Here is a 24,407-nt window from a genome sequence, read left to right as displayed (position 1 = left end):
CAAAGGAAAGTGGCTATGCCGGCATTATTTGATTTTTTAAAAAATTACAGTGATTACATCATTATCGGACTACTCGGTTTAATGAGTTTTATTATGGTTTGGTTTGTTATTGAACGTTATATTTTCCTGAGTAAAATTAAAGTCACAAGTTATAACAATATTCATGCTCTTGACATTGATCTTAACCGCCATTTAACCATTATCTCAACTATTGGAGCAAATGCGCCTTATATTGGCTTGCTCGGTACTGTTATCGGGATCCTATTAACATTCTATGAATTAGGCAATGCCGGTGGAGATATTGATGCATCTTCCATTATGTTACACCTTTCTTTAGCCTTAAAAGCTACCGCAATCGGTATTTTAGTTGCTATTCCAGCTATGGTTTTTTACAGTGCATTAGGTCGTAAAGTAGAAGTTAATCGTTTGAAATGGAAAGCATTAAATAGCTCAAAACATCTTGAAAAATAATCATGGAGTAATGTTGAAATGAAAAAATTTGATGAAATTAACATTATTCCGTTTATTGATATTATGCTCGTGCTGTTAGCCATAGTATTGATTACGGCATCTTTTATTTCACAAGGCAAAATTCAGGTGAATGTGCCGAAAGCCTCACAAACGGTAGCCTTTAAATCCGATGATTTAGCGAAATTACTGACCGTAACAGAACAGGGTGAGATCTTTTTTAATGACAAACCCATTACACAGGAAGCATTAGAAAAAGAAATTGAAAGTTGGGATAAAACCCAAAAAGTCACGTTGAAAGTAGATTCAAATGCGACATTTCAAAATTTTGTTTCTATTACCGATTTAATGGCTAAAAATCAGATTACAAATGTTGCCATTGTCACCATGAAAGACAAAGGCAAGTAAAATGAAAAAAGATTCATTATTGGGCTTTTTAGGTTCATTGGTGTTTCACGGTGGCTTAGTTGGTGGCTTGTTATCTCTTGCGATTAATCAGGATACAGCAAATGGTCAACTGGGCGTGTTAGATACCAACATCTCTATGCAAATGATGATGGCAACAACTATTGAAGAATCTGAACCTGAACCTGAGCCAGAGATCGAACCAGCAAAAGAACCAGAACCAGAAAAAATAGAAATTGTAGCAGATCCAACGATAAAACCTGAACCAGAAAAACCAAAAGAACCGGAAAAACCAAAAGAACCGGAGAAGAAAAAAGAGAAACCTAAAGAAAAACCTAAAGAGAAGCGACAAGAGCCCGTTAACAAGGTAATTGCAAAACCAAACCCAAATGCAGTAAAAGCAGATAGAGTGATGGAAGGCAATGGGTTAGTTAACTCACAAGCAACGGCTATTTCAAACAATGCGACAACAAATAACCCTAATTTAGCAGGTACTGGCTCAAATACATCCGAAATTAGCGCTTATCAAAGTGCCTTAAGACGTGAAATTGAACGCCATAAAAAATATTCGCAACGAGCGAAAATGATGCGAAAACAAGGGGTGGTAGTAATTGCTTTTAATCTTGGCGCAGATGGTTCAATTAGTGGTGCGAGAGTTGCTAGATCTTCTGGTTCCGAAGACTTAGATAATTCAGCATTACAAGCAGTGCAAAGTGCGAGATCCATTGGTCCACGCCCCGCTGGAATGGGAAGTTCAGTAAGTGTACCGGTACAATTTAAAATTCAATAGTATTGTGATACTAAAAAGCTGAATTCAATACTGCTGAATTCAGCTTTTTTGTTTTTTCAAATATGATAATATACTTACTCAATGCCGTTATCTGATGGTCGCTACTCATGTTAAAGAAAATACAAAATGCTATTAATAAACTTTTCCGCCCGCATATTAACAAAATCAATCAAGCGCGGTTAAAAAAGAGTAATTTTTCAGTTATCGCCAGCAATTGTAATGGTGCCTTAATATTACATGATCTTAATCAGCCATTTCATTCACCGTTCGTCAATCTTTATCTAGAAGCGGAGGATTTTATTCGTTATTTACGTAATATTGAATACTATCAGCAGGCAGAATTAACCTTTATTTATAGCGAAAAAAATTATCCCATAGGCAAATTAGAGGACATCACCATTCATTTTATGCACTATGCGACGGAACAACAAGCCAAACAAAAATGGCAAGCGCGTTCGCAACGAATAAATTGGGATAATCTGTTTATTATCATGACGGATCGTGATGGTTGTACTTATCAGCATTTACAGCAGTTTGATGCTCTGCCGTTTGTCAATAAAGTTGTTTTTACTCATAAACCTTACCCTGAATTCAGTTCTTCCTTTTATATCAAAGGCTTTGAACAACAAGAGCAAGTGGGGGATCTATTTGACTATGAGGGATTATGCGGGAAAAAATATTACGATCAATTTGATTACGTAGCGTGGTTTAATCAACAATAAAGTGGATAACCATGCACTTTTTCTACAATTCTCGCCGTCCCAAAAAAGAGTGGGTTAACGTGGTGCCATCCACCATCTCAAGCTCACCACCAACGGGAATACCATGTGCAATCCGGCTCGCTTTAATCCCTTGTTGTTGACAAATTTCGGCAATATAATTGGCGGTAGCATCCCCCTCAATGGTAGGATTCGTCGCTAAGATCACTTCATTAAATTGTTCTGATTGTAAACGTTGTTGGAGCAAATCTAACCCGATTTCTCGTGGTCCAATGCCGTCCAAGGGAGATAAATGTCCCATTAACACAAAATATCGTCCGGAGAATTGCCCGGTTTGTTCAATAGCTTGAATATCCGCCGGCATTTCCACCACACAAAGCAAACCCGACTGCTGACGACGTGGATTATCACAAATATTACAAATTTCTTCCTCCGTGAATGTACGGCAATAGGAACAATGCCCGATTTTTGACATAGCTTCTGTTAAGGCTCGCGCTAAATTCATGCCTCCGCTCCGATCACGTTGCAATAAATGGTATGCCATTCGCTGGGCAGATTTTGGTCCTACTCCCGGCAAACACCGTAAATGTTCCACCAGATTTTCTAACAGAGGACTACTTTGCATAAAAATTCCTTAAAAATACACCGCACTTCCTTTGATAAATCTCGTTAAAAGTGCGGTGGAAAAATCGTAATTTTTTACTTAGAATGGCATTTTAAAACCTGCTGGTAAGTTCATGCCTGCGGTTAATCCAGCCATTTTCTCTTTTTGCAACTCTTCTGCACGACGAATCGCATCATTGAAAGCGGCAGCAATTAAATCTTCCAACATTTCTTTATCATCTTCCATTAATGTTGGATCAATTTCAATACGGCGACAGTTATGTGCACCATTCACCGTAATTTTAACTAAACCCGCACCAGATTCGCCAGTCACTTCAAGCTGAGCCACTTCTTCCTGCATTTTCTGCATACGTTCTTGCATTTGTTGCGCTTGTTTCATCAAGCCGCCAATTCCGCCTTTGCCAAACATTATTGTCTTCCTTAAATTGGTAAAAAGTGGGCGTATTTTATCTGATCAAACAGCATTCTACAAGAGAATGCGAGCAATTAACCTATTTTGCTTGCGGTGCACTTACCGTCGCCATTGCCAAAAATTCATCAAAAAAGGTAGGAAATGTTTTGGCGGTACACTGCGGATCTAAAATGGTGACTTCCGTATTGGACAGCGCAATCAACGCAAAACACATTGCCATGCGGTGATCGTTGTAGGTTTCAATTTCAGCATGCTTAAATTGATCTAATCCCAATGCTTGAATACGAATAAAATCGTCTCCCTCTTCCACGCTAGCCCCCACTTTACGCAATTCCGTTGCCATTGCCATAAGCCGATCAGTTTCCTTTACTCGCCAATTATAAATATTGCGAATACAGGTTTCACCCTTGGCAAAAAGTGCAGTAGTCGCAATGGTCATAGCAGCATCTGGAATATGATTCATATCCATATCAATACCGACTAAATCACCTTGCTCCGCTTGAATAAAATCATCGCCCCAAGTAATTTTTGCCCCCATTTTTTGCAACACATCTGCAAATAAACGATCGCCTTGAATGCTATTTTTACCCACACCAGTGACTTTTACGTTGCCCTTAATTGCCCCAGCCGCTAAAAAATAAGACGCAGAAGAAGCATCACCCTCCACCAAAAAATGTTGGGGGGATTGATATTGTTGATTGCCTTTCACAATAAAACGTTGATATTGTTGATTTTCCACATTTACACCGAAAATCTGCATCATATTTAAGGTAATATCAATATAAGGTTTAGAGACTAAATCGCCGATAATTTCAATTTCCATATCATCAGATGCTAACGGTGCTGCCATTAACAGTGCAGTTAAAAATTGCGAAGAAACCGAACCGTCAATGTTAACTTTTCCACCTTTTAAACCCGTATTACGAATGGCTAACGGTGGATAACCGTCTTGTTCCAGATATTGTATTTCTGCACCAGCTTGCAATAATGCCTCTACTAAATGCTTAATTGGGCGTTCTTTCATGCGTGGTTCGCCAGTGAGGACAATCTCACTTGGTGTGGCATTTGGATTGGCTAAACAAAGTGCCGCAGTAAGCGGTCGCATTGCCGTTCCAGCATTGCCTAAAAACAACGCTAGCCCACTTTGCCATTGAAATGTGCCCCCTAAGCCTTGCACTTCACAGATAGATTTATCTTCTGATAAGGTATAATTCACGCCAAGTTGTTTGAGTGCCTTTAACATATAACGTACATCGTCACTATCAAGTAAATTTGTGACCTTAGTAGTGCCGTTAGCCAGTGCAGATAATAATAAAGCACGGTTAGATAAGCTTTTGGAACCGGGTAAATTAATCGTGCCTTCAATATGAGAAATTGGGTTTAGGGTAATTTTTTCCATTTTGTTTCCTCCCTGTACTGGCGTACAAGGTTAAGTAAAGTAACGATGCTCCGCATCTTTTTATTTCATTTTAGCCACAGCGTGGCGTAACCATGCTTAACCCCGTACGTTAATACGGGGTAATTTGTAACACTTTCTCAACTGCGGTGAAAAATCGTTGATTTTCTTCAGGCAATCCCACGCTCACGCGTAAATGATTTGGCATACCGTAGCCTGCGATTGGACGAACAATCACCCCCTCATGCAATAAGGCTTGATAAATGGATACCGCAGGCTGTTTGAAATCAATAGTAATAAAATTACCTTTAGACGGAATATAATCCAAACCGTGCTGTTGACAAAAAGTTTCATAACGTTGCATTTCCGTACGGTTATTTTCCGCTACTTTTTGCACAAAAGCATCATCTTTTAACACGGCAATCGCTGCCGCTTGTGCGAGACTATTCACATTAAACGGCTGGCGTACACGGTTAACAAGATCGGCTATTTCAGGGTTAGATACGGCATAGCCAATGCGTAAACCAGCTAAACCATAGGCTTTTGATAACGTGCGAGAAATTACTAAATTGGGATATTTTTTCAGTAATCCAAAAGAATCAACCCGTTCTTTTTCCGCCGTAAACTCAGTATAGGCTTCATCCAGCACTACAATAATGCGTTCAGGCACTTGACGTAAAAAGTCGTCGATTTCACTTTCAGTTAAAAAATTTCCAGTAGGATTATTCGGGTTAGCAATATAAATTAATTTGGTTTTCTCATTTATCGCAGCTAAAAAACCGTCTAAATCATGCCCCCAGTTTTTGGCTGGAATTTCACGGGCGACAGCATTAATGGCTTTGGTAATCAAAGGATACACAATAAAAGCATATTGGGAATAAATAATCTCATCTTGTTCACTGGCAAAAGTATGTGCCACTAATTCAATAAAATCATTTGAGCCATTGGCAAGGGTAATTTGTTCAGGCTGAACCGTAAATTTTTCTGCAATGCTTTGTTTTAAGGCAAAACCATTACTATCTGGATAACGCGTGAGTTCATCAAGTTGATTGATAATCGCTTGCTTAGCACTTTCTGGCAAACCAAAGGGATTTTCATTAGACGCCAGTTTAATAATATTGGAAATTCCCAGTTCTCGTTCCAGTTCTTCTATCGGCTTGCCAGCTTGATAAGGCGACAGGGATTGTACCCCTTGATTGGCTAAAGGTAAAAATTTCATAAAAATTGACCGCGGTTTAGGTTAATTAAATTGTCAGGGCGAATGTTCGCCCCTGTGATTCATAAAAAATTAAGCATCAGGTTAAATGTTAAATTAAGCATTTTCTTGTGCAAATTTTTGCATAAAGGCAATCAAGGCTTGCACCCCTTCAATTGGCATCGCATTGTAAATAGAGGCACGCATGCCACCCAATACTTTATGCCCTTTTAAGGCTTGTAACCCCGCTTTGGTGGCTTCTGCTACAAATTTTGCATTCAACTCATGATTGTCTGTGGTAAAGGTCACATTCATGATAGAACGATTTTCTTCCGCTACATAATTATGATAGAACGTATTGCTATTCAAATAGTTATACAATAATTCTGCCTTGGCACGATTACGCTGTTCCGCTGCCTCCAAACCGCCGTGGGTTAATAAGTGCTTAAACACCAAACCACAAAGATACCACGCAAAGGTTGGCGGTGTGTTAATCATTGAATCAGATTTAGCCTGTACGGCATAATTCCAAATAGATGGCGTTTCTTGACGAGCATTGCCAATTAAATCGTCACGCACAATCACCAAGGTAATGCCTGACGGTCCCATATTTTTTTGTGCTCCCGCATAAATCACGCCAAATTTGCTAATGTCAATGTGACGAGACAAAATATCAGATGACATATCCGCCACTAACACCGCATTCCCCACATTGGGTACATCAAAAATTTCTACCCCACTAATGGTTTCATTGGTGCAATAATGCACATAATCATATTGTTCAGCAATATCACTAAAATCCAAGCGATCTACTCGTAACATACGGTCAGAATTTAAGATATTTATTTCATCCACTTGAGTAAAACTGGCTGCTTCTTTAGCGGCTACCGATGACCAATGTCCATTCACTAAATAAAGGGCTTTTCCCTTATTATTGGCTAAATTCATCGGTACAGCGGCAAATTGCCCCCTTGCTCCGCCTTGTAAAAATAAGACTTTATAATTGTCTGGAATATGAAATAATTGGCGTAGATCTTTTTCGCATTGAGTAATCATGTCCATAAAATATTTACCTCGGTGACTAATTTCCATCACCGATGTGCCTTGTTCTTGCCAGTTTAATAATTCGGCTTGTGCTTGTTCTAATACTGCGGTCGGAATCATTGCCGGACCAGCACTAAAATTGAATATTTGTGTCATGGATACTTCCTGTCTTTAATATTGCTTTTGATGTTGCATAGTTGTTATGTTTTACCACCACAAAGGCAGATAAGCAATGAATTTTTCAACGAATCCTAATAAAAAGTTGATCTGCACCACAATTTTTGCATTAACACTTTGACGAAACTGACAAAAAAGGATAAATTAGATTATCTTTTTTAATAGCGAGTACAAAATTATGGAAAATGTGAATAAACAATCCTTCCAAGACGTTTTAGAATATGTGCGTTTATATCGTCAACGTAATAAATTATTACGTGAAATTGGCGATAACGATCGTAAAATTCGGGATAATAAAAAACGTTTATTATTACTGGATAATTTAAACGACTATATTCGTGATGATATGAGCATTGCAGATGTGCGTGCCATTATTGACAATATGCGTGAAGACTATGAAGGTCGTGTTGATGATTACATGATCAAAAATGCCGAATTGTCTAAACAACGTCGCGAAATCAAAGCGAAGATGAAAGAAAAAAACAAGGCTCATGCGGCATTGTTAAACAAAGATGAGAAGTAATTTTTCGTTAACAAAGTAACATTCAATTCTGTTTCTCAGATTAAAACTTGAGGAGCAGAAATTTCGTTGTTTAGCCTATTTAGGAATTGTGGGCATAATCAATAAAATAGCGAGTTAAAAGCTATAATCGCTCTTACTCGCTATTTATTATCTACAGCGTCCCTTTATTTATCTTTCAATTGTGGTAAAGCCACTTCTTTGGTGACAGACAATAAACCTGTATTTGAATAAATACTTAATTTATCTCTCGTATCCAAAATATCTAAGTTGCGCATGGTTAATTGACCGATACGATCTACAGGATCAAATGGGGCATTTTCAATTTTTTCCATACTTAAACGTTCTGGATGATACGTCATATTCACAGAAACCGTATCTAAAATAGAATAATCATTACCACGGCGTAATTCTAACACAACTTCGCCGGTTACTGCTTTTGCCACCCAACGTTGAGCTGTTTCACGCAACATTAAAGCTTGCGGATCGAACCAACGACCTTGATATAATAAACGCCCTAAACGTAAACCGTTGATACGATATTGTTCAATGGTATCTTCATTGTGAATAGCGGTTACTAGACGTTCATAAGCAATATGGAATAATGCCATGCCCGGTGCTTCATAAATACCACGCGATTTAGCTTCAATAATACGATTTTCAATTTGATCTGACATACCTAAACCATGGCGACCACCGATACGGTTAGCTTCTAAAAAGAGTTCCACAACATCATGGTAAGTTGTACCATTTAATGCTACGGGTACCCCCTCTTCAAAACGGATAGTCACTGTTTCTGCTTTCACTTCCACCTTTTCATCCCAAAATGCTACTCCCATAATGGGTTTTACAATTTTGATGCCTGTATTTAAGAATTCTAAATCTTTCGCTTCATGGGTTGCGCCAAGCATATTAGAATCCGTTGAATAAGCTTTTTCAACGGACATTTTGTAATTAAAACCGTTAGCGATTAAGAATTCTGACATCTCGTGACGACCACCTAATTCTTGAATAAATTGATCGTCTAACCAAGGTTTATAAATTTTTAAATTCGGATTCGTTAACAAACCATAACGGTAAAAACGTTCAATATCATTCCCCTTAAAGGTTGAACCATCCCCCCAAATGTTCACATCATCTTCTTTCATGGCAGAAACCAGCATTGTTCCAGTTACCGCACGACCTAACGGCGTAGTGTTAAAATAAGTAATACCGCCGGTTGAAACATGAAATGCGCCCGCTTGAATAGCCGCAATCCCTTCATGGGCTAATTGACTACGACAATCAATCAAACGTGCGTTCTCTGCCCCATATTCCATAGCCTTTTTGGGAATTGCGTTGTAATCATCTTCATCTGGTTGACCTAAATTTGCCGTATAAGCATAAGGTACGGCACCTTTTTGACGCATCCATAATAAAGCAGCACTAGTATCTAAACCGCCTGAAAAGGCAATACCCACTTTTTGACCAAGGGGAAGATTTTGTAAAATTGTGTTTGACATGGTTGTTCCTATTTTTAAGGTTTTAATTCGACTGATTATTATTGATTAAATCATTAGATTTTTCAACTATAATAATCATGACAAGAAATCTTTCTCACATAAAAAAAGATCCGCATCTGCGGATCTTTCTAAATCATTATTTATTCACTTGGCTACCAATTAAGCCACCTAAGGCTGCCCCCCCGAGAGTTGCACCAGTTGAGTTGCCAATAACATTACCGGCAACGCCACCAATGGCAGCGCCAACCGCCGTATTCTTTTGTGTTTGAGACATATTACTACAAGCGGTCATCGACCCCGCAATAAATAATACAGCAACTAATTTAACGATATTTTTCATAAAAACTCCTTAGTAATTTAAATATCCTAAACTTCAAACTGAGACCACAATAAACGAAAAAGGTTCAATTTTGCCTACATCGTATAAGGATTTGGATACTGATAAACAAAATCTAATTCTCGACAAATCTTATCAGCTACAATGATTCGTTGCAAATCTTCTTCCGAGCACTCAAAATGCGGTGCTTTTTCAGCAAATTTTTCTGCCATTGCTTGATAATAATCCACTCTCGTCGGATGTTGTGGAGCAACTAGATGATACAAGCGATGACCACCTTGCGTTTCTAATAAACTTTGCACCGCTCTTGAACAATCTTCTAAATGCACAAGATTAACTGGACTATTCCCTTGTTGATAAGTTCTTCCACTCATGGAATGAACAGGATGGCGATCATTCCCGATTAATCCACCAAAACGAATAATATCCACATCAATATCTTGCAAGGTAAATAGCATCTGCTCAATTTCATACAACGGAGAGAAAGGCGGTTGGGTCTCTTCATCAAATTGCCCAGTTTGCATGGGTAAAACAGATGTAGAACTAATAAAGATGATATGTTTTACGCCGCATAATAAAGCTTCGTTTACCAGATTTTCAATGCCTTGTGTATAGCTTTCCGCATCAAAAAAATAATCACTGGGTGGAATATTAACGACTAAACTATCCACCGACAATAAAGCAATTAAATCATCTGGATCGGCATTAATTTCAGGATCAAGTTGTAATTGATAGGCTTCTAACCGCCATAAACGCATTTCTTCCACCCCTTCTTGAGTGCGTTTACTGCCTTTGACTTCCCACCCTAAATTGCGTAGATCTCTCGCCAGTGGCAAACCAAACCAGCCTAATCCAACAATTGCTACCGAACGCATAATTCCTTTACTATTTCACTCATTCTTTAGTTAATAAATCTAACGCTTCCTGATATTTCGCTACCGTTTTTTCAATCACATCCGATGGTACTTTCGGCGCTGGTGGTTGCTTATTCCAACCACTTTGTTCCAACCAATCACGCACAAACTGCTTATCAAAAGATGGTGGATTTGTCCCAGCTTGGTAAGTATCAATCGACCAAAAGCGGCTTGAATCAGGGGTTAACACTTCATCCATCAAAGTTAAAGTGCCATTCTCATCTAAACCAAATTCAAATTTGGTATCACAAATAATAATGCCCTTAGTCAACGCATAAGCGGCCGCTTCTTTATATAACGAAATCGCTGCATCACGCACTTTTGCTGCTAATTCCGCTCCGATCTGACGCTCACATTCCACATAGCTAATATTAATATCGTGATCACCGACGTCTTCTTTACTGGACGGCGTAAAAATCGGTTCAGGCAATTTACTAGCTTCCACCAATCCTTCTGGCAACTGCAAACCGCAAATGGTGCCTGTTTGTTTATAATCTTTTAACCCCGATCCTGTTAAATAACCGCGTACAATACTTTCAATCTTAATCGGCGTTAAGCGTTTACATACCACTGCACGATCTTTAACTAAATCGGCTTCAACTTTTGGCAACACATCATATACCGTATCACCTGTAAAATGATTTGGCATAATATGTGCCAATTTTTTAAACCAAAAATTTGAGATTTGGGTTAAGATTTCACCCTTACGCGGAATAGGATCATCAAGAATGACATCAAATGCTGATAAACGGTCGGTCGCAACCATTAGCATACGTTTATCGTCAATTTCATATAGATCTCGTACTTTACCAGAATAGATTTTTTTTAGGCTTAACTCTGCCATTGTATTGCCCTTTTATTGTGAAGAATAACGTGTGAAATAAAAACTATATTGAATTATACCGCACTTTCCCCGCAAAAAAAGCAATCGTTTGCATTTTATTCAGAATTTTTATTCTTCTCTTTCTACACCTAAGGCTTGTGAAAAACTCCGTAATCCTTTCGAATTACCGGTCTTCACCATGGTTGACATCGCTTGGGTGGGAGGATGAATGAGTTTATTCATCAATTTATAACTCAACTCTTGTATTATTTGCTCAGCATTCTCGCCCTGTTGCAAAGCCGTTAAGGCTTTTTCTAATAAATCTTGTCGAGTTTGTTCCGCATTTTCACGATAATGACGAATTAAATTAGAAAACTGATGCACTTTCAGCCATTCAAAAAAGTAGCAACATTCTTGTTCAATAATCTGGTTTGCCTGATCGGCCGCTTTTTCACGTTGATCCATATTGTGCTGAATAATATTCTGCAAGTCGTCCACACTATAATGATAAACGCTATCCATCTCTCCTACACTTTCTTCCACATCTCGCGGAACAGCAATATCTACTACTAACATCGGTGCATTGCGGCGTTGTTTTTGTGCAATTTTAACCATTTGCTGAGTAATTAAAATCTGTTCTGCCGCCGTAGAAGAAATCACAATATCCGCTTGATTTAAGCCATCTTGTAATTGATCCAGCGGAATCACTTGAATCTGATTCCCCTGATCCAAACGACTAAGCAAGGCTTCTGCACGAGATAAAGTGCGGTTAGAAATAATGATTTTTTTCACGCCGTGGCGTAGCAAATGACGACTAACCAATTCAATGGTTTCACCTGCACCGACTAACAACACGGTTAAAGATTTTAGATGTTCAAAAATCTGCCGAGCCAAACTACAAGCTGCATAAGCCACCGATACTGCATGTTCACCAATATTCGTTTCACTTCTTACCCGTTTTGCCACGGAAAATGTTTTTTGGAACAAACGAGAAATTTCGCTGGTTAAAGCATAATCTGCTTGTGATTGATAATATTCTTCCGTTAATTGATAGGCTTGTTTCACTTGTCCTAAAATTTGCGGTTCACCTAAAATCAAGGAGTCCAATCCACAAGCCACCGACATCAAATGTTTCACCGCATTTTTATCTTGATGCAGATACAAACAGGCTTTTAATTCGATTAAATCAATTTGGTGAATTTGAGCAAACCAAGCCACTATCTGATCAAGAAAATCTTGTGTTTCCTTGGTTTCAGTCGGCGAAAGATTTTTATTATGTAGATAAATTTCAGTTCGATTACAAGTAGATAAAATCACCGCACTTTGAGCCAATTCTAAGCACTGAATTTGTTGCAAAGCAAGCTGGCATTTCTCTGGCGAAAACGCTACTTTCTCACGCAATCCCACCGTTGCGGTTTTATGATTAATGCCTAGAACCAAAATTGTCATATAAAAATATTAATTAATACCTAAAAAGTGGTATAACCCTCTAAATTCAACCAGTTATACCTTATAATAGAATGTATTTTAACGGAAAAAAACATAAAATATACAACAATTGTTTTTATTTCAAATAAAAATCTAATTAAATGCTCAACTTCTACGCTTACCATAAATAAGATGGATTAACAATATCCTCCAATTGCTGCCAATACACTTGCAAGGTAATTTCACCTTCGGCAAAAGAACCTATAGCATAAGGGGGATAAACAAAGCTCACGCCCTCAGGGGTAAAATAGAATTCTGTTGAAACATAGAAATCCTGTTTATTCGTGTAAAATGAACTTTCATCCGAAGTTTGATTATGCTCAATATAACTTTCCCATAGTAATTCTTGTAGTTTAGCTTGATGTTGTTTAGCCACTAAATCATCTAAACTAATCATTGATTTTTTGTTGCTATCAATATTAATATAATGCGTCCAGCCATTACCATGCGCACCACCGCTAAAAAAATAAGTGGTTTGATAAAATGTTAATATATTTTGTCGTTGTCCCACATAATTCATACTAATTGACAATTCATTACCAATGCTTTCAAAAGATTGACTGGAAATTAATCCCTCTTGATAATAACTATCAAATAATTTCAATAAACGTTGTTTTGCTGATGAAATGGCATTAATTTCCTGTAATTTTTGTTGATCTTCTAATTCAGGTTGACCAATCATTTCATTGTAAAGCAAATCGTCTAACCAAACATAACCCGTTTCTACGGTACTTAGATGATAATCTATATAGCTATCCGTAATATCGTATTCTTCTTTGACGGTTTTAGGATCGCGTTTAAATTCTTGTTTTTTTTCAAACAGTGTGACTGGTTTAACATTTAATGTCGGAATTTCCGTTTGATATTTATTTGCCCCCTCTTGAATCGCCTTTAATTCCGACTGTGATTTCTCCAAATCAGCATTAAGTTGACTAATCGTTTGTTCAGCAGCCTGCAATTTTGTTTGCATGTCTTTATCTTCACAGGCAGAAAGCATCAATGTTGATACAATAATTAAAGTAATTAATGATTTTTTCATCCCATTTTTCCTTTTAAAAAAGCGAAACCAGAGATTTCGCCTTATATTCATTACATTTTTTCCACCGTTTTTATGCCAAGCAAATCTAAACCTTGCTTTAAAATACGTTCAGTTAATTGAGCTAGTTTTAAACGGCTAAATTTAATCTCTTGTGGTGCATTTAAAATTGGGCAATGTTCGTAGAAACTAGAGAATATGCCGGCTAATTCGTATAAATAAGCACACAGAACATGTGGTGTGCCATCTTTAGTCACAATTTGTACGGCTTCTTCAAATTGTAATAATTTTATCGCCAACGCTCGTTCTTTATCTTCCGTTAAAACAATATGAACATTGGCAAGTGCGGTGGAATCTGTATCCGTTTTATTAAAAATAGAACGAATACGCGTATAAGCATATTGCATATACGGTGCCGTATTTCCTTCAAAACTAAGCATATTATTCCAATCAAAGACATAGTCTGTAGTGCGGTTTTTCGATAAATCAGCATATTTCACCGAACCAATCGCCACCGCTTCAATTACTGCGGCTTTTTCTTGCTCCGAAAGTGCGGTGGATTTTTCGTTAATTAATTTACTCGCACGTTCAACGGCTTCATCTAATAAATCGGCTAATTTTACTGTTCCGCCTGAACGTGTTTTAAATGGCTTGCCATCTTTGCCTAACATCATACCGAAATTTTCATGTTCAAGACTAAAACTATCTGGTACGTAACCTGCTTTGCGAGTAATTAACCAAGCCTGTTGTAAATGTTGACTTTGGCGAGTATCAGTGAATACTAAAGCACGATCTGCTTGCAAGGTTTCATAACGATATTTAGCCGCAGCGATGTCCGTCGTGGTATAAAGAAAACCGCCATCTTTTTTCTGCACGATAACGCCCATTGGTTCGCCATCTTTGTTTTTAAATTCGTCCAAGTAAACGACCAAAGCACCATCATCTTCTACGGCAAGTCCCTTAGCTTTTAAATCCGCCACAATTTCTGGCAACATGGGATTATATAAGCTCTCCCCCATGACATCTTGTTCGCTCAAGGTAACATTTAAGCGATTATAATTTAATTGGTTTTGCGACATCGTCATATCCACCAATTTTTTCCACATGGTTAAGCAATAGTGATCGCCACTTTGCAATTTCACCACATATTGACGTGCTTTTTCTGCAAACACTTCATCACTATCATAATTCTCTTTGGCGGCACGATAAAAAGCCTCTAAATCGCTTAATTCCATTTCACTCGCCTGTTCATTTTCCATTTTTTCTAGGTAAGCAATCAACATACCAAATTGGGTACCCCAATCGCCAACGTGATTAGCCCGAATCACTTTATTACCCATAAATTCTAAGGCGCGAGCCACTGCATCGCCAATAATAGTTGAACGTAAATGTCCAACGTGCATTTCTTTGGCTACATTTGGCGAAGAATAATCCAGCACAACAGTTTGTGGATTGTTTGTTTTTATCCCAAAATTCACCGCACTTAATGCTTTTTCTACGTTGTCGGCTAACCATTCTTTGGCTAAGAAAATATTAATAAATCCCGGACCTGCAATTTCTAATTTTTCTGCAATACCATTTAATTCCACCCGTTCTAATACTTTTTGTGCAAATTCACGGGGATTTAACCCTAATTTTTTTGCCACTCCCATAATACCATTCGCTTGATAATCACCGAACTGTGGTTTACCCGATTGGCGTACGGCTGGCTCTGGATTATTTTCAGCCCCAGCCAGAATCATTGCGTGTTGAATTTTGTCGGATAAAAGAGTTTGAATATTCACGTTTTTATACCTATAAAATAAATTAATATAATTAATCGGTTATGATACCGTTGTTTACAGTTTTAGAAAAGAAGCATTATAAATTAAAAGTCAATTGGTTGTATATTGATCACTAAAAAATGGTTTAAAGCCCTATATTAATTGACTTTAAACCACTCCTGGTATGTCACTTTTATCTACTACGCCCAGCAAATTTAGCTGCTAACGTTCACAAATCTCACTCTCCACAAAGAAATAGGCAATTTCTCTGGCGGCACTTTCTAGACTATCCGAACCATGTACTGAATTGCGCGTTTTACTCTCGGCAAAATCACGACGAATTGTTCCCTCTTCCTGCATCTCGGGATTGGTCGCCCCAATTAAAGTGCGGTAATCTTGAATGGCATTTTGCTTTTCTAAAACAGAAACCACCACTGGCGCTGAAATCATATATTCCACTAATTCCGCAAAAAAAGCTTTGCCTTGATGTTCAGCATAAAACCCCTCCGCCTGTGGCTGAGTTAAGTGTAACATTTTAGTTGCTACTACTTGAAAACCAGCCTCTTCAAAGCGGCTTAAAATCTTACCGATTAAATTACGCTCTACTGCATCTGGTTTAATAATGGATAAAGTACGTTCCAATGCCATTTTATACTCCCTGTTTTGCTCTGGTTAACAATAAATTTGCTAAGGTTTGCACACCGATACCTGTTGCACCTGTTGCCCAAAGTTCATTTGATGATTTACGATAAGTGGCTGAACAATCAAGATGTAACCAATGTTGCTGATAATTTTTAACAAAATAAGATAAAAATGCTGTCGCCGTGCTTGCCCCCGGAGATGTGTCAGGATAACCACTGTTACCAATATCTGCAAAAGCGGATGTCACTAAAGGGCGGTGAAATGATGCAAAAGGTAAACGCCAAAACAATTCCTGCGTTTGTTCCGCTTGCTGTAATAAATCTGCCACTAACTGCTCATCCATAGATAGAACAGAATGATAGTCATTCCCCACAGCTCTTTTCGCTGCACCAGTCAGCGTTGCGGCATCAATAATAAATTGTGGATTTTGTGCATCTGCTTCAATTAAGCCATCAGCTAACACTAAACGCCCTTCCGCATCGGTATTTAGCACTTCCACCGTTACACCATTTTTATAGGTAATAATATCATTGAGTTTAAACGCATGACTGCTAATCATGTTTTCAGCACAGCATAAATATAATTTAACCCGAGCATTTAAGCCTTGAGCAATCGCCAACCCCAATGCCCCCGTTAATAAAGCCGCACCGCCCATATCGGCTTTCATGCTATCCATACTGTTGCTTGGTTTTAAGCTATATCCCCCCGTATCAAAGGTAATGCCTTTGCCTACTAAACAAGCTAAAACTGGTGCATTCTTATCTCCAGTTGGATTAAAGTCTAATTGCAGCATAACAGGTGCGTTGGCAGAGCCTTTTCCTACTGTCCAAATGCCATGATAGCCTTTCGCTTGTAAATCTTGCCCTTTGATAATTTGATAATTTAATTCACCCTCTTGCCAATCTTCAGCTTGTTGTTGAATAAATTGTACCGCACGATTTACCAACACTTCTGGAGTTAATACATCTGATGGTAAATTAATGATTTCACGAACAAAATCACCACTTTCGATCAGTTCAAGCAGTTTCTCATTTTCCGTTTCATCTAACTCAGGAAAATCTACCTCAAAATCTTGTTTAGCGGTATAAAACCCTTGATAAAACGCCCAACAACTGTCTGCATTCCAATGTTCACCGACTAATTCCGCTTGCTTAATACCTTGACCACGTAATTTACGTGCGGCTTTTTGGATTAAAGTGCGGTCAAAATTTTCAGAGAAATGAATAATGGCTTGATTTTGTTGAAAGGTTAAAAAGGTATTTTTGCCCCATACATTATCGGGGGCTTGAGAAGAAAGTAAAATTTGCATCGCTTATTATCCTTGTTATATAAAATAAAAAACTGATATAAACAATATACCAGTTTTTTTGGAAAATGTGATAAATTAGTGAAACAAATTTACAAAATTTCGTTTATATTTACGATGGCTTTGAATATTACGTTCCGCATCTTTACGATCCCAAATCTGCAGTTCCCATGGATAATAAAAATTACTCGAATTTTTGAAATAAATATGAATCCCCACATACTCATCTTTATCTCGTAAATACCAGTTTTTTAATCCATATTTTTCTTTCCATTCATCTAATTTATTCATGACTTGGGTAATATCTTCCGTACTGACAATCATTCTTGCCCCAAAAATATCATTCATAATACTATTGACTGGAAAGCCTTCACTACGTTGTTGAAACCGTTCAATTTTATGTAAAATAGATTCCGATGTTTTGACACGATAAAAATAGGAAATATCCGTTAAATCTGCACGATACAAATAATCATTAATGGCTTCGTGCAAATTTAAACGATAGGCTAATATATGCTCTACAGGCACTTTCTCTAGTGTATGTTTTAAATTCACCTTTTGAATTTTCCCTGTTTCAAAATAGTCTTGTGAAAAAGCTAAATGCACCTTATTAATTTCATCAATTAAACGTTCTATTTTTTCGAGCATATATTTTCCCTACCTAACTACTCGCCCCAAACTTCTTGCACAATATCACGAATAAATGCTAACTTCGCCCATTGTTGCTGTTCAGTCAGAATATTGCCTTCTTCCGTTGATGCAAAACCACATTGCGGACTTAAACATAGTTGATTGATGTCCACATATTGCGTGGCTTCTTTGATGCGAGCAATAATATCATCACGATTTTCAAGTGTACCGTCTTTAGACGTAATTAACCCTAACACCACTTGTTGATCTTTGATAAAACGTAACGGACGGAAATCTCCCGCACGATCGCTATCATACTCAAGGAAGAAACCATCTACACGGCAAGTACCAAACAAGGTTTCTGCGACAGGTTCATAACCACCAGCCGAGAACCAAGTGGAACGGAAATTGCCACGACAAATGTGCATGGTAATTGCAATATCATCAGCAGGTTTCGCATCTACAATTTTATTTAACATATAAACATAATCTTTGGCAATTTGGTCTAAATCAAAACCACGCTGTTTATAGGCGGCTCGTTTATCTTCCGCACAAAATTCGCCCCAGCTAGTGTCATCTAATTGTAAATTGCGGCAACCTAATTGGTAGAAAATCTGCATAGCTTTAATATAAGCGTTAGCAATATCGTCTAGTAAAAGTGGGTTGTTGTTTTCATAACGTGGAATTGCCACATAATCGGTCGCACGTACATTGGTGATTAAATGCAGCATTGACGGTGATGGAATGGTAAATTTCACTTCTTGACCGTTAGCAATTTGATTAACAGAACGGAAATGTTCGACAAAAGGGTGGCTTTCAGAAAAATCGACTTTATCCACAATTTTTAAGGTTTTCGGGCGAACATTATCATGTTTAAATTGTACCGAAAATTTTTCAGCATCAACTTCTTCCACACCGTCTAAACCTGCTAAAAAATCTAAATGCCAGAAAGTACGGCGAAATTCACCGTCTGTTACTGCATGTAATCCCACGCTTTTTTGATGTTCCACTAATTTAGCAATTTCTTTATCTTCAACCTTAGTTAACTCCGCACAAGAAATATCACCACAACTACATTGTTGGCGAGCTTGCTTAATTTCATCAGAACGCAAAAAACTGCCGACAATATCAAAACGATAAGGGGCTTTGCTACGTAAGGTGGCTGTTGGGAATAATTTACTCATCTGTTTTCCTTTCTTTTTATGATTATTTAAATTTAACAAAAAATACACCGCACTTTTGCTGGCTTATTCTTCTAATATCACTTTACCGATAAAACTTAAATTACGATAACGTTGAGCATAGTCAATACCATAACCGATAACAAACTCATTAGGAATGGCAAATCCCACCCATTCTACTGGCACTTCTACTTCACGACGTGATGGTTTATCTAATAAAGTACAAATGGCAAGACTGGCTGGGTCGCGGAGTGCTAGGATTTTACGGACTTTTTCGAGCGTGTAACCTGAATCAATAATATCTTCCACAATTAACACGTGTTCGCCCTTAATATCACCATTTAAATCTTGGGTAATCTTTACATCATGATTGGTACTCATGCCGATACCATAACTTGATGTGGTCATAAATTCGACTTCAAGCGGTAAGTCAATTTTACGTACTAAATCTGCCATAAACATAAATGAGCCACGTAATAAACCGACTACAATCAATTTATCCACTTTCTTTTGTTGATAAAAAGCGGTGATTTCCGCACCGAGCTGATCAATTTTAGCAAGCACATCTTGCTCTGAAATCAGGACTTCAACATGATGTTTTTTCATAAGGGTCTCTCTATATAAAAATCTGGAAATGACTATATCATAATCGGGGAAAATACAAAATAAAAAAGACGGAAAAGAGCCTAGCACTTGCGTACTAGGCTACGCATAGTCACGCCACTCCGTGGCTTTTTTCAGATGCGGAGCATCGTTACCATACTTAACCCTGTACGCCAGTGCAGGGATAAAAAAAGACCGAAGTGACAACACTTCGGTCTTAAACCCTAACGAATTTACTTTCTACTCTACCTGTTTAGCTACCTATGTCTTAACAGATGTGTGTATATTAATAGATAAAATAATCTCTGTCAATAAGAATTATTATCATTTTTAATTAATTTCCAGAAATTTTCATTTCTTCCAATAAAATTGAGCCAGTTTGAATGTTTGAACGGGTTTCAATGTCGTCACCCACCGCCACCAAATGATCAAACATCTGTTTTAAATTGCCCGCAATGGTGATTTCTGAAACGGGATATTGAATTTCACCATTTTCCACCCAAAAGCCCGATGCACCACGAGAATAATCCCCCGTTACCATATTCACACTCTGCCCCATTAAATCAGTCACTAACAAGCCTGTTCCCATTTGGTTTAAAAGTGCGGTTAATTTTCCTTGAGAATTTGGTTTAACCAACCAATTATGAATACCGCCTGCATGTCCCGTGCTTTGCATGCCTAATTTTTTACCGCTGTAACTGGTTAATAAATAAGTTTGCAAAATACCGTCTTGAATAATCTCCAAATCTTGCGTTCTCACGCCCTCGCTATCAAACGGTGTAGAAGCTAAACCGCTTAACAAATGCGGACGTTCGCTAATTTGAAACCAATCAGGCAACACTTTTTGTCCAAGTTTATCTAACAAAAAGCTGTTCTTGCGATATAGACTGCCCCCACTAATAGCCGTCGCTAAATGCCCGATTAACCCTGTTGCGACATAATTAAGAAAAATCACCGGTGCCGTTTGGGTTGCAATTTTTTGTGGATTTAAGCGAGCAATGGCTTTCTTCGCTGCATTTTCGCCCACCCAGTGCGGATCGGCTAATTTGTTGGCTTGACGAGAAATTGTGTATTCGTAATCACTTTCTAATAAATCATCAACACCCCCCAATACTGAACAAGACAACGAATAACGGCTCGATAAATGACTTTGCAACATACCATGGCTATTCCCATACACACGAATCCCTGTATGAGAATTAAATGACGCACCATTACTGTTAACAATCCGCTGATCATATTGCAAAGCAGCGGTTTCCGCTTGTAAAGCTAATTCTACTGCCCGATCGACATCAATGTCAGTGGGGTGATATAAATCTAAATCAGGTGCATTAAATGCCATTAAGGCTTTATCGGCTAAACCCGCACAATCATCGGGAGACGTATATTTGGCAATGGCTAATGCCGCATCAACGGCGGATTTAATTGCTGGCTGGCTTAAATCCGATGTGGATGCGTTGCCTTTTTGTTGCCCTAAATACACCGAAATGCCCAACGCTCCGTCATTATTAAATTCTACGTTTTCGACTTCCTGCAACCGAGTAGAAACCGAAAGCCCACTGACTTTGGTCACCGCCACTTCCGCTGTTGCCCCTGCTTTTTGAGCCAACTCCACCGCATAACTCACCGCCGCACGTAATTCTTGTTCTTGCTGTTTTAAAAGTGCGGTGGAATTTTCCGTATTTTTTTCTAGCATGCTGCTATTTTCCTTATTATTTATAAATTTGTCGCATTTTAGCTTATTTGCTACAATGTAGCAAAATATCAATAAGAAAGGATAAGAAATGAAAAAACGGGGCAAAAAGCCAGAGTTAGATTGGACAGACGAGCAAGAAGAAATTATCTGGGTCAGCAAAAGTGAAATTAAACGTGATGCGGAAGATTTAAAAAAATTAGGCTCCAAATTGGTGGAATTAACCCCCGCGAATTTGGAAAAAATTCCCCTTGATGAGACCTTGCTTGATGCCATTCATTTGGCTCGCCGTTCAGTCAAGGAAGCTAAACGCCGTCAATTACAATTTATCGGCAAATTATTACGCTCAATAGACACCGATCCTATTCAGGAAGCCTTAGATAAAATCGAGAATAAACACAATCAACAGCAAGCCATGCTACATAAAATAGAATATTTACGTGATGATTTGGTAGAAAAAGGTGATGATGAACTGGCACAATTCTTTGACCAACACCCCGATGCCGATCGTCAACATTTACGCAATCTTATCCGTTCCGCTCAAAAAGAAAAAGAACAAAATAAACCGCCCAAAGCGTATCGAGAAATTTATCAATATTTAAAAGAATTGATGTTGGAAAATTAAAAAATACAAGGCACTTAATCCAGTGCCTTTCATCGCTAATTCGGAGCAGAATGCTCTTGAAAATCCTTACGCAACGACACTAATAACTGATCGATTTTAAAGTTTTCCGTATCAATAATTTCAAATTTATATTTGTCATATAATACAGAATCCGTTTTCTTCGGGATTTTCCGCAACATATACATCATAAACCCACCAATTGTTTCATAATTTTCATCTGCGGGAAATGACGCTATATCCAATGCTCGCATCACATCTTCTAACGGCGTAATGCCATCAATTAACCAAGAATGTTCATCTCGCTGTACAATTTGCTCTTCTTCGCTAGAAACTAATTCCCCCATCACAATGCTCATCACATCATTAAGGGTGACAATCCCCACCACTAAGGCATATTCATTCACGATTACAGCAAAATCTTCACCGGTAGATTTAAATAATTCCAGTACTTCATAGAGGGATAAGGTATCTGGCACAAATAAGGACTTGCGTAATAATTTAGGATCCGTTAATGCCACTTTGCTGTCGGTTAAATATAACGTAAGCAAGGTATGAGATTCTACATAACCTAAAATTTTCTCCAAACCACCATCACAAATCAGCAATTTTGAATGGGAATTTTTGCTCAATGTGTCTAACACTTCTTGTTGATTAAAACTGCGGTCTAAAAAAACAATATTTTCACGGGTTGTCATGGTAGAAGTCACGGTGCGAGCTTGCATATCGAAAATATTTTCAATTAAATATTGCTCTTGTGCTTTTAACACCCCTGATTCAGCTCCCGCTTCCACTAAAGCCACTATATCTTCAGAAGTCATGTTATCTTCACGCACAGTAGAAACTCGTAAAAAACGAAATATACCGTTGGCTAAAGAATCAAAAATCATCACCAAGGGTTTAAAAATAAAAATGCAAAACCGCATCACTCCAACGGTTTTCATGGCTATCTGCTCTGGATAAGTCATGGCAAGGCGTTTTGGAATCAAATCTGCTAACAAAATAAACAAAAATGTCACCATCGTAAAGGCAATCCAAGATGACGCACTTTCTACCCAATTTGACTGAGTATATTGGCTCATCAGTTGCACAAAATAAGGATTTAACGCACTTTCCCCAATCATACCACCTAAAATGGCCACCATATTTAAGCCGATTTGCACCACAGTAATAAAACGTCCCGGTTTTTCTTGTAACTGCAAGACTTGTGTGGCTCTTATATCACCATCATTTGCCAATACTTGCAATTTGATCTTTCTTGCCCCAGCCAGTGAAATTTCTGCCGAAGAAATCACCGCACTGATTATAATCAACAATAAAATGATTAAAATTGCTTCAAATAATTCCATAAAATTCTGTTTTATATTTAACGTTAAACGGAATATTCTATTGTGATTGCCCTGATTCAGCAAGATCTTTTACTTTTGCATATTGCAATAATTACGCAAGTATCTATAATGTAGATACTTAAATCCATTATGGAGAAAAAAATGCAACTACAAATTCGTAAATGGGGAAACAGTGCTGCTGTGCGTTTACCACAAGCGATATTAGCCCAATTTCATCTGAATGAGAATGATTATTTTGATGTGGAAATGCAAAATAATCGTCTTGTACTTCACCCTATTAAACCCCAAAAAATACGTTACGATATTCGTACTTTAATGGCAGAAATGGATGGTAATTTGCCAATGGTTGAGGGCTGGGAGGAAATGCCAGCTATAGGTAAAGAATTAGAATGACTATTCCAAAACGTGGCGATATTATTCACTTGCAATTTGACCCCGCCACAGGTCGAGAAATGCAAGGCAACCATTATGCTTTAGTTATCAGCAACCATTATTTCAACCGACAAGGCTTAGCGGTAGTTTGCCCCATTTCACAAGGTAACGCCAATTTCGCCCGTTCTCATGGTACATTGGTGAGCCTAATGGGAGCAGGAACACATACCCAAGGAGCTATCCATTGTCATCAAATCAAATCCCTTGATTGGAAAGCACGACAAGCCAAACCCAAAGAAAGTGTACCTGATTTTATTATGGACGATATACAAGCTAGACTGGATGCGATGTTTGATGATGTGGATTAGGGGAAATTATTACCTTACTCCACCGTAC

Annotated in this window: 27 protein-coding genes; 8 read left to right on the top strand and 19 right to left on the bottom strand. The window is 38.1% G+C overall.

What is annotated here, in order from left to right; all coding sequences use genetic code 11:
* Positions 1-15 precede the first annotated feature (15 nt).
* The 4 genes from exbB (at position 16) to E0709_RS07590 (ending at position 2,385) form a co-directional block, all read left to right on the top strand.
* Positions 16-471, top strand: coding sequence for a TonB-system energizer ExbB (exbB, locus tag E0709_RS07605; protein WP_132302271.1), 456 nt, complete (start codon positions 16-18; stop codon positions 469-471).
* 18 nt (positions 472-489) lie between these two features.
* Entirely contained in the window at positions 490-876 is a 387-nt protein-coding gene (gene exbD, locus E0709_RS07600) for a TonB system transport protein ExbD (RefSeq protein WP_132302270.1), read from the top strand.
* Between the two features lies 1 nt (position 877).
* Complete coding sequence (locus tag E0709_RS07595; RefSeq protein ID WP_132302269.1) at positions 878-1,663, top strand: energy transducer TonB family protein; 786 nt, start codon at positions 878-880, stop codon at positions 1,661-1,663.
* Positions 1,664-1,770: 107 nt separating this feature from the next.
* Positions 1,771-2,385, top strand: coding sequence for a DUF1919 domain-containing protein (locus E0709_RS07590; RefSeq protein ID WP_132302268.1), 615 nt, complete (start codon positions 1,771-1,773; stop codon positions 2,383-2,385).
* Positions 2,386-2,407: 22 nt separating this feature from the next.
* Here the strand turns inward: E0709_RS07590 and recR are convergent, their stop codons facing one another.
* From recR to serC, 5 genes are all read right to left on the bottom strand, one after another.
* Positions 2,408-3,007: a recombination mediator RecR gene (gene recR, locus E0709_RS07585; RefSeq protein ID WP_132302267.1), complete on the bottom strand. Its 600-nt coding sequence runs from the start codon at positions 3,005-3,007 to the stop codon at positions 2,408-2,410.
* A 78-nt stretch (positions 3,008-3,085) separates the two neighbouring features.
* Positions 3,086-3,415, bottom strand: coding sequence for a YbaB/EbfC family nucleoid-associated protein (locus E0709_RS07580; RefSeq protein WP_132302266.1), 330 nt, complete (start codon positions 3,413-3,415; stop codon positions 3,086-3,088).
* A gap of 82 nt (positions 3,416-3,497) precedes the next feature.
* Positions 3,498-4,817, bottom strand: coding sequence for a 3-phosphoshikimate 1-carboxyvinyltransferase (gene aroA, locus E0709_RS07575; RefSeq protein WP_132302265.1), 1,320 nt, complete (start codon positions 4,815-4,817; stop codon positions 3,498-3,500).
* Between the two features lie 109 nt (positions 4,818-4,926).
* Positions 4,927-6,033, bottom strand: coding sequence for a histidinol-phosphate transaminase (gene hisC / locus E0709_RS07570; protein WP_132302264.1), 1,107 nt, complete (start codon positions 6,031-6,033; stop codon positions 4,927-4,929).
* A 93-nt stretch (positions 6,034-6,126) separates the two neighbouring features.
* Complete coding sequence (gene serC, locus E0709_RS07565) at positions 6,127-7,209, bottom strand: 3-phosphoserine/phosphohydroxythreonine transaminase (RefSeq protein WP_132302263.1); 1,083 nt, start codon at positions 7,207-7,209, stop codon at positions 6,127-6,129.
* A gap of 199 nt (positions 7,210-7,408) precedes the next feature.
* Between serC and E0709_RS07560 the strand changes: the two genes are divergently transcribed.
* Positions 7,409-7,753: a DUF496 family protein gene (locus E0709_RS07560; protein ID WP_132302262.1), complete on the top strand. Its 345-nt coding sequence runs from the start codon at positions 7,409-7,411 to the stop codon at positions 7,751-7,753.
* A 164-nt stretch (positions 7,754-7,917) separates the two neighbouring features.
* On the opposite strand, the gene argG is transcribed toward E0709_RS07560, so the two are convergent.
* The 13 genes from argG to pmbA form a co-directional block, all read right to left on the bottom strand.
* Positions 7,918-9,252 carry an argininosuccinate synthase gene (argG, locus tag E0709_RS07555; RefSeq protein WP_132302261.1) on the bottom strand — a complete coding sequence of 445 codons (1,335 nt, stop codon included), beginning with the start codon at positions 9,250-9,252 and terminating at the stop codon, positions 7,918-7,920.
* 136 nt (positions 9,253-9,388) lie between these two features.
* Positions 9,389-9,544 carry a glycine zipper 2TM domain-containing protein gene (locus tag E0709_RS07550; protein WP_425339224.1) on the bottom strand — a complete coding sequence of 52 codons (156 nt, stop codon included), beginning with the start codon at positions 9,542-9,544 and terminating at the stop codon, positions 9,389-9,391.
* A 122-nt stretch (positions 9,545-9,666) separates the two neighbouring features.
* Positions 9,667-10,464, bottom strand: a complete 798-nt coding sequence (locus E0709_RS07545) for a Rossmann-fold NAD(P)-binding domain-containing protein (protein ID WP_132302259.1) — start codon at positions 10,462-10,464, stop codon at positions 9,667-9,669.
* A 19-nt stretch (positions 10,465-10,483) separates the two neighbouring features.
* On the bottom strand, positions 10,484-11,347 hold the full coding sequence (locus E0709_RS07540) for a phosphoribosylaminoimidazolesuccinocarboxamide synthase (protein WP_132302258.1): 864 nt from the start codon (positions 11,345-11,347) through the stop codon (positions 10,484-10,486).
* Between the two features lie 108 nt (positions 11,348-11,455).
* On the bottom strand, positions 11,456-12,775 hold the full coding sequence (hemA, locus tag E0709_RS07535) for a glutamyl-tRNA reductase (RefSeq protein WP_132302257.1): 1,320 nt from the start codon (positions 12,773-12,775) through the stop codon (positions 11,456-11,458).
* Between the two features lie 157 nt (positions 12,776-12,932).
* Positions 12,933-13,853: an RsiV family protein gene (locus E0709_RS07530; RefSeq protein ID WP_165867228.1), complete on the bottom strand. Its 921-nt coding sequence runs from the start codon at positions 13,851-13,853 to the stop codon at positions 12,933-12,935.
* A gap of 50 nt (positions 13,854-13,903) precedes the next feature.
* A complete protein-coding gene (gene argS / locus E0709_RS07525; RefSeq protein WP_132302255.1) occupies positions 13,904-15,634 on the bottom strand; it encodes an arginine--tRNA ligase in 1,731 nt (576 codons plus the stop codon).
* Positions 15,635-15,835: 201 nt separating this feature from the next.
* The gene (ndk, locus tag E0709_RS07520; protein ID WP_132302254.1) at positions 15,836-16,261 is read right to left on the bottom strand and encodes a nucleoside-diphosphate kinase; all 426 of its coding nucleotides are present in this window, start codon (positions 16,259-16,261) and stop codon (positions 15,836-15,838) included.
* Between the two features lies 1 nt (position 16,262).
* Positions 16,263-17,564: an aminopeptidase PepB gene (gene pepB / locus E0709_RS07515; protein ID WP_132302253.1), complete on the bottom strand. Its 1,302-nt coding sequence runs from the start codon at positions 17,562-17,564 to the stop codon at positions 16,263-16,265.
* 75 nt (positions 17,565-17,639) lie between these two features.
* Positions 17,640-18,209: a nucleotidyltransferase family protein gene (locus tag E0709_RS07510; protein WP_132302252.1), complete on the bottom strand. Its 570-nt coding sequence runs from the start codon at positions 18,207-18,209 to the stop codon at positions 17,640-17,642.
* 17 nt (positions 18,210-18,226) lie between these two features.
* Positions 18,227-19,375 (bottom strand): 5-methyltetrahydropteroyltriglutamate--homocysteine S-methyltransferase, encoded by a 1,149-nt coding sequence (locus E0709_RS07505; protein ID WP_132302251.1) that lies wholly within the window; start codon positions 19,373-19,375, stop codon positions 18,227-18,229.
* A 63-nt stretch (positions 19,376-19,438) separates the two neighbouring features.
* Positions 19,439-19,978 (bottom strand): hypoxanthine phosphoribosyltransferase, encoded by a 540-nt coding sequence (gene hpt / locus E0709_RS07500; RefSeq protein ID WP_132302250.1) that lies wholly within the window; start codon positions 19,976-19,978, stop codon positions 19,439-19,441.
* 331 nt (positions 19,979-20,309) lie between these two features.
* Positions 20,310-21,671, bottom strand: coding sequence for a metalloprotease PmbA (gene pmbA, locus E0709_RS07495; RefSeq protein WP_132302249.1), 1,362 nt, complete (start codon positions 21,669-21,671; stop codon positions 20,310-20,312).
* Positions 21,672-21,759: 88 nt separating this feature from the next.
* On the opposite strand from pmbA, the gene yjgA reads away from it, so the two are divergent.
* A complete protein-coding gene (yjgA, locus tag E0709_RS07490) occupies positions 21,760-22,293 on the top strand; it encodes a ribosome biogenesis factor YjgA (protein ID WP_132302248.1) in 534 nt (177 codons plus the stop codon).
* A gap of 35 nt (positions 22,294-22,328) precedes the next feature.
* Here the strand turns inward: yjgA and paeA are convergent, their stop codons facing one another.
* Positions 22,329-23,639: a polyamine export protein PaeA gene (gene paeA, locus E0709_RS07485; RefSeq protein ID WP_132302247.1), complete on the bottom strand. Its 1,311-nt coding sequence runs from the start codon at positions 23,637-23,639 to the stop codon at positions 22,329-22,331.
* Positions 23,640-23,780: 141 nt separating this feature from the next.
* On the opposite strand from paeA, the gene E0709_RS07480 reads away from it, so the two are divergent.
* Together E0709_RS07480 and E0709_RS07475 are read left to right on the top strand one after the other, a co-directional pair.
* Positions 23,781-24,032: an AbrB/MazE/SpoVT family DNA-binding domain-containing protein gene (locus E0709_RS07480; protein WP_132302246.1), complete on the top strand. Its 252-nt coding sequence runs from the start codon at positions 23,781-23,783 to the stop codon at positions 24,030-24,032.
* Positions 24,029-24,379, top strand: a complete 351-nt coding sequence (locus E0709_RS07475) for a type II toxin-antitoxin system PemK/MazF family toxin (protein ID WP_132302245.1) — start codon at positions 24,029-24,031, stop codon at positions 24,377-24,379. Before E0709_RS07480 ends, E0709_RS07475 begins: the two co-directional genes overlap by 4 nt.
* The last annotated feature ends 28 nt before the right edge of the window (positions 24,380-24,407 follow it).

This window comes from Lonepinella koalarum (assembly GCF_004565475.1).
GTDB classification, from domain to species: Bacteria; Pseudomonadota; Gammaproteobacteria; order Enterobacterales; family Pasteurellaceae; genus Lonepinella; species Lonepinella koalarum.
The sequence above is the reverse complement of the archived record's forward strand: the minus strand, read 5'-3'. Positions and strand labels throughout refer to the sequence as shown.

Bases quoted from the DNA above. Each gene is read 5' to 3' on its own strand.
- argG (WP_132302261.1), bottom strand. From the start codon at position 9,252: ATGTCAAACACAATTTTACAAAATCTTCCCCTTGGTCAAAAAGTGGGT.
- E0709_RS07475 (WP_132302245.1), top strand. From the start codon at position 24,029: ATGACTATTCCAAAACGTGGCGATATTATTCACTTGCAATTTGACCCC.
- E0709_RS07530 (WP_165867228.1), bottom strand. From the start codon at position 13,853: ATGAAAAAATCATTAATTACTTTAATTATTGTATCAACATTGATGCTT.
- hemA (WP_132302257.1), bottom strand. From the start codon at position 12,775: ATGACAATTTTGGTTCTAGGCATTAATCATAAAACCGCAACGGTGGGA.
- yjgA (WP_132302248.1), top strand. From the start codon at position 21,760: ATGAAAAAACGGGGCAAAAAGCCAGAGTTAGATTGGACAGACGAGCAA.
- serC (WP_132302263.1), bottom strand. From the start codon at position 7,209: ATGACACAAATATTCAATTTTAGTGCTGGTCCGGCAATGATTCCGACC.
- E0709_RS07560 (WP_132302262.1), top strand. From the start codon at position 7,409: ATGGAAAATGTGAATAAACAATCCTTCCAAGACGTTTTAGAATATGTG.
- E0709_RS07595 (WP_132302269.1), top strand. From the start codon at position 878: ATGAAAAAAGATTCATTATTGGGCTTTTTAGGTTCATTGGTGTTTCAC.
- hpt (WP_132302250.1), bottom strand. From the start codon at position 19,978: ATGAAAAAACATCATGTTGAAGTCCTGATTTCAGAGCAAGATGTGCTT.
- E0709_RS07550 (WP_425339224.1), bottom strand. From the start codon at position 9,544: ATGACCGCTTGTAGTAATATGTCTCAAACACAAAAGAATACGGCGGTT.
- pmbA (WP_132302249.1), bottom strand. From the start codon at position 21,671: ATGCTAGAAAAAAATACGGAAAATTCCACCGCACTTTTAAAACAGCAA.
- E0709_RS07505 (WP_132302251.1), bottom strand. From the start codon at position 19,375: ATGAGTAAATTATTCCCAACAGCCACCTTACGTAGCAAAGCCCCTTAT.
- E0709_RS07545 (WP_132302259.1), bottom strand. From the start codon at position 10,464: ATGCGTTCGGTAGCAATTGTTGGATTAGGCTGGTTTGGTTTGCCACTG.
- E0709_RS07480 (WP_132302246.1), top strand. From the start codon at position 23,781: ATGCAACTACAAATTCGTAAATGGGGAAACAGTGCTGCTGTGCGTTTA.
- ndk (WP_132302254.1), bottom strand. From the start codon at position 16,261: ATGGCATTGGAACGTACTTTATCCATTATTAAACCAGATGCAGTAGAG.
- E0709_RS07590 (WP_132302268.1), top strand. From the start codon at position 1,771: ATGTTAAAGAAAATACAAAATGCTATTAATAAACTTTTCCGCCCGCAT.
- E0709_RS07540 (WP_132302258.1), bottom strand. From the start codon at position 11,347: ATGGCAGAGTTAAGCCTAAAAAAAATCTATTCTGGTAAAGTACGAGAT.
- E0709_RS07510 (WP_132302252.1), bottom strand. From the start codon at position 18,209: ATGCTCGAAAAAATAGAACGTTTAATTGATGAAATTAATAAGGTGCAT.
- pepB (WP_132302253.1), bottom strand. From the start codon at position 17,564: ATGCAAATTTTACTTTCTTCTCAAGCCCCCGATAATGTATGGGGCAAA.
- paeA (WP_132302247.1), bottom strand. From the start codon at position 23,639: ATGGAATTATTTGAAGCAATTTTAATCATTTTATTGTTGATTATAATC.
- recR (WP_132302267.1), bottom strand. From the start codon at position 3,007: ATGCAAAGTAGTCCTCTGTTAGAAAATCTGGTGGAACATTTACGGTGT.
- aroA (WP_132302265.1), bottom strand. From the start codon at position 4,817: ATGGAAAAAATTACCCTAAACCCAATTTCTCATATTGAAGGCACGATT.
- exbB (WP_132302271.1), top strand. From the start codon at position 16: ATGCCGGCATTATTTGATTTTTTAAAAAATTACAGTGATTACATCATT.
- exbD (WP_132302270.1), top strand. From the start codon at position 490: ATGAAAAAATTTGATGAAATTAACATTATTCCGTTTATTGATATTATG.
- E0709_RS07580 (WP_132302266.1), bottom strand. From the start codon at position 3,415: ATGTTTGGCAAAGGCGGAATTGGCGGCTTGATGAAACAAGCGCAACAA.
- hisC (WP_132302264.1), bottom strand. From the start codon at position 6,033: ATGAAATTTTTACCTTTAGCCAATCAAGGGGTACAATCCCTGTCGCCT.